This is a genomic window from Streptomyces sp. NPDC086519 (assembly GCF_040686075.1).
Taxonomy (GTDB): Bacteria; Actinomycetota; Actinomycetes; order Streptomycetales; family Streptomycetaceae; genus Streptomyces; species Streptomyces shenzhenensis.
On the sequence record NZ_JBFBJL010000152.1, the window covers coordinates 1 to 3,264 of the forward strand.

Here is a 3,264-nt window from a genome sequence, read left to right on the forward strand (position 1 = left end):
GGAAGGCCGGTGTTGCGGATGGCTTCGAGGAGGCGGACGGTGCCCAGGCCGGTGGTGTTGCCGGTGAACTCCGGTTCGTCGAAGGAGACCCGTACATGGGACTGGGCGGCCAGGTGGTAGACCTCGTCGGGCCGCACCTTCTCCAGCAGACCCACCAGCCGTGTGCCGTCGGTGAGATCGCCGTAATGCAGGAACAAGCGCACCCCTGGCGTGTGGGGGTCCTGGTAGAGGTGGTCGATCCGCCGGGTGTTGAAAGTCGACGCCCGCCGGACCAGGCCGTGGACCTCGTACCCCTTCTCCAGCAACAACTCGGTGAGATACGAGCCGTCCTGGCCGGTGATACCGGTGATGAACGCCTTCTTGACTGCCACCACGCACTCCCTGCTGGGCGTAGACCTCGACATCCGGTGCCGCCGAGAGGTTGTCTGTGGAGACGGCGCGGCTCTCAGGGGCACCGCAAGCGTAGGGAGGTGAACTCAACTTTCCCGGTATTGTGGCGATGTGTCTGTTTCGGTATGCAATAAAGCGTTTCGTCAAAGAAGTGAGCGGTAGACGTCGGCGGTCCTCCGGGCGGTGCTCTCCCAGGAGAAAACGCGCGCCCGTTCCGGTCCGCGACGTTCCAACTGCTCCCGGACGGCGGTGTCGAGCAGCCGGCACAGTGCGTGAACGAGGTCGTCGGCTTCCCGGGGATCGAAGAGCAGGGCGGCGTCACCCACGACCTCCGGAATGGAGGCGGCCCGCGCGGCCACCACCGGAACCCCTTCGGCCATCGCCTCCAGCGGCGGGAGCCCGAAACCCTCGTAGAGCGAGGGGTAGACGAGGCCCAGGGCCCCCCGGTAGTAGCGGGAGAGGGTGAGGTCGTCGGCGGCGGCGAACGTGACGCGGCTCGCCATGCGACGGCTTTCCAGAAGGGTCTGTTCCTCCCGGGTCGCGGGCCCCCCTCCGGAGCACACCAGGCGCAGATCCTTCAGCCGCGGATCCCGGAGGGCCTCCACGACGATCCGCCAGTTCTTGTAGCCTCCGCGGTTGCCGACGTACAACACGTAGGCGTCCGCCTGCCGCTGCGTCCGGGGCCGGGGAACACGCACGCCGAGGTGGACGACCGAGATCTTCTCCTCCGGCACCCCGAGCACGCACACCAGGTCCCGTGCCGTCGCGTGGGAAATCGCGATGATCCGGTCGGCTCGCCGGGCCCACAGGCGTTGGCGCTCGGCCGTCGTGTCGTTCGGGAACTGGTCGGGATATCTGTGATGGATCAGGTCGTAGAACGTGCAGACATGAGGTCGCCGGCCGAATGCCTCGGCCGAGTAGTACGTGGGGTGCACGATGTGCGCGGCGCGCTGGGTGGCGGCGTAGCACCGGAACATCCGGCTGCTCAGGAACAGCCGCGGTCGCTGGGGCAGACCCCCCAGTGCCCTGCCCCCGCCGCGGAGGTAGGCATTGTCGTGCAGGCCGGAGAACAGGCGTGCGTCGACTCCCAGTTTGACGAGTTCGGTGTGGAGCTCCGCGAAATAACGGCTGACGCCGCCGAACCGTTGCGTGACGAATACGTCCGGAGAGAACAGGACGCGCATCTGACGTGATTCCTCCCGGGCCGCGGGCATCCGACGTCCGGTCACTGTATGCGCGACACGACGGGCGAACGGCGACGACACAGCACTCGGATGCCGACACTGAGGTGAAGGGCCGCCGTCACCGTGGCTGCCGTGTCCTGACCGTCCTACCTCGGGATGTGCCGTGAACCAGATTCCCGGTCGCTGGCGGAGAATTCTCGCCGTCGGTGCCACGACGGTGGGCGCTCGGGGTATTTCCCTCCTCGTCAACCTGCTGGTGCTGCCGATTGTCGGCCGTTGCCTCGAAAAGGAGGAGTTCGGTCTCTGGCTGAACCTCACCAGCACCTTCACCATGCTCTCGGTTCTCGACTTCGGGGTCGGACTGGCGGTGATGGGACAGGTCTCCGAGGCGCGTGGATCCGGCGACGCGGCCTCGACCCGCCGAGTGGTGACCACGGCCCTCGTCCTGCTGACCGGTGCGGCGATGCTGCTTCTCGCGCTCTGCGGCCTGTTCGCGTTCACCCTCGACTGGAACGATTTCCTGGGAGCGGACCAGGTGCCCGCAGCCGTCGTCGACCAACTGGTCTTCGCGGTAGGCGTCACGGCCGCACTCAGCCTGCCCCTGACGGTGGGGGGCCGGGTGTACTACGCCCTGGGGCGGGGTCATGTGACGGCGCTGTCCACGTCGGCCGGTGTTCTGGCCCAAGCGGGGGGCCTGCTGGCCGTGGCTGCCCTCGCCCCCGACCTCCGCTGGTTCACGGCCGTGTATCTCGCCACGTCCTTGCTCGCCGGTCTCGTCCCGACCCTCCTGCTGGCGGGGCGGGTCCGCGATGCCCGGCCCCTGCTGCGCCACGTGGGCCGGGACACGTGCGGCCGACTGGGCCGCGAGGGTGCGCAGCTGTTCCTCCTGACGCTGATGGGGATCGTGTCCTTCAAATCGGACTCCTTTGTCATCGGGTACTACCTCGGCGCGGACCAGGTCGCCGCCTACGTGCTCCCGTTCACCGTGTACGCCACGGTGCCCACGGTCGCCGGAGCGTTTCTCACGCCCTTGTGGGCGAGCTATCGGGAGGCCTGGGTACGCGGAGACCTGGCCTGGGTGCGCGGCGCCTACCTGCGGTCGGTGGGGCTGTCGACGGCAGCCGGCGCGGTGGCGGCGAGTGTCCTCGTCCCGGTCACCCCGTGGCTGCTGCGTCTGTGGGGCGGTGACGACGCGGCCGTCGCGCCCTCCGGGCTGCCGGCGGCACTGGGTGGTTACGTCGTCATCATGTGCGCGACCACGGCGGTCGCCGTGTTCCTCAACGGCGCGGGGGAGTTGAGGCCGCAGCTCGTCGTCGGGGCCGTCATGACCGTGGCGAACGTGGTGGCGTCGGTCTGGTCCGTGCACCGGTTCGGCCTGTCCGGGCCGCTGTGGTCCACGGTCGTCACGCAGACGCTGATCGTCCTCGTGCCGTGCGTGCTGGTCGCGCACCGACGGCTGGCGCGTCCTCGTGCGGCCGCCCTGGACGTGCTGCGGACCGCCGGCTGACCGCCGCCGTCCGGTGCCGCAGGTCAGCTCGGGCCGTGCGGGCCGGCCGCCGTTCCCAGGGCGGCGCCCGGCGCGGCGTTCACCGACCCGAGTTCGGCGTCGACCATGAGGCGGGCGAGTTCGGGGGCGTGGGTGGTGGGTTTCCAGCCGAGGACGCGTTCGGCCTTGGAGGCGTCCCCGACG

General features: G+C 69.2%; 3 protein-coding genes. 1 reads left to right on the plus strand and 2 read right to left on the minus strand.

Going from position 1 to position 3,264, the window contains the following annotated elements:
- Together AB0P24_RS47670 and AB0P24_RS47675 are read right to left on the minus strand one after the other, a co-directional pair.
- On the minus strand, positions 1-404 hold a 404-nt coding region (locus tag AB0P24_RS47670), incomplete at its 3' end, for a GDP-mannose 4,6-dehydratase (protein ID WP_365805723.1).
- A gap of 129 nt (positions 405-533) precedes the next feature.
- A complete protein-coding gene (locus AB0P24_RS47675) occupies positions 534-1,574 on the minus strand; it encodes a glycosyltransferase family 1 protein (RefSeq protein WP_365805725.1) in 1,041 nt (346 codons plus the stop codon).
- A gap of 163 nt (positions 1,575-1,737) precedes the next feature.
- Between AB0P24_RS47675 and AB0P24_RS47680 the strand changes: the two genes are divergently transcribed.
- Positions 1,738-3,081, plus strand: coding sequence for an oligosaccharide flippase family protein (locus AB0P24_RS47680; RefSeq protein WP_365805727.1), 1,344 nt, complete (start codon positions 1,738-1,740; stop codon positions 3,079-3,081).
- Positions 3,082-3,264: the final 183 nt, after the last annotated feature.

Coding starts and splice junctions, on each gene's coding strand:
- AB0P24_RS47675 (WP_365805725.1), bottom strand. CDS start 1,574: ATGCGCGTCCTGTTCTCTCCGGACGTATTCGTCACGCAACGGTTCGGC.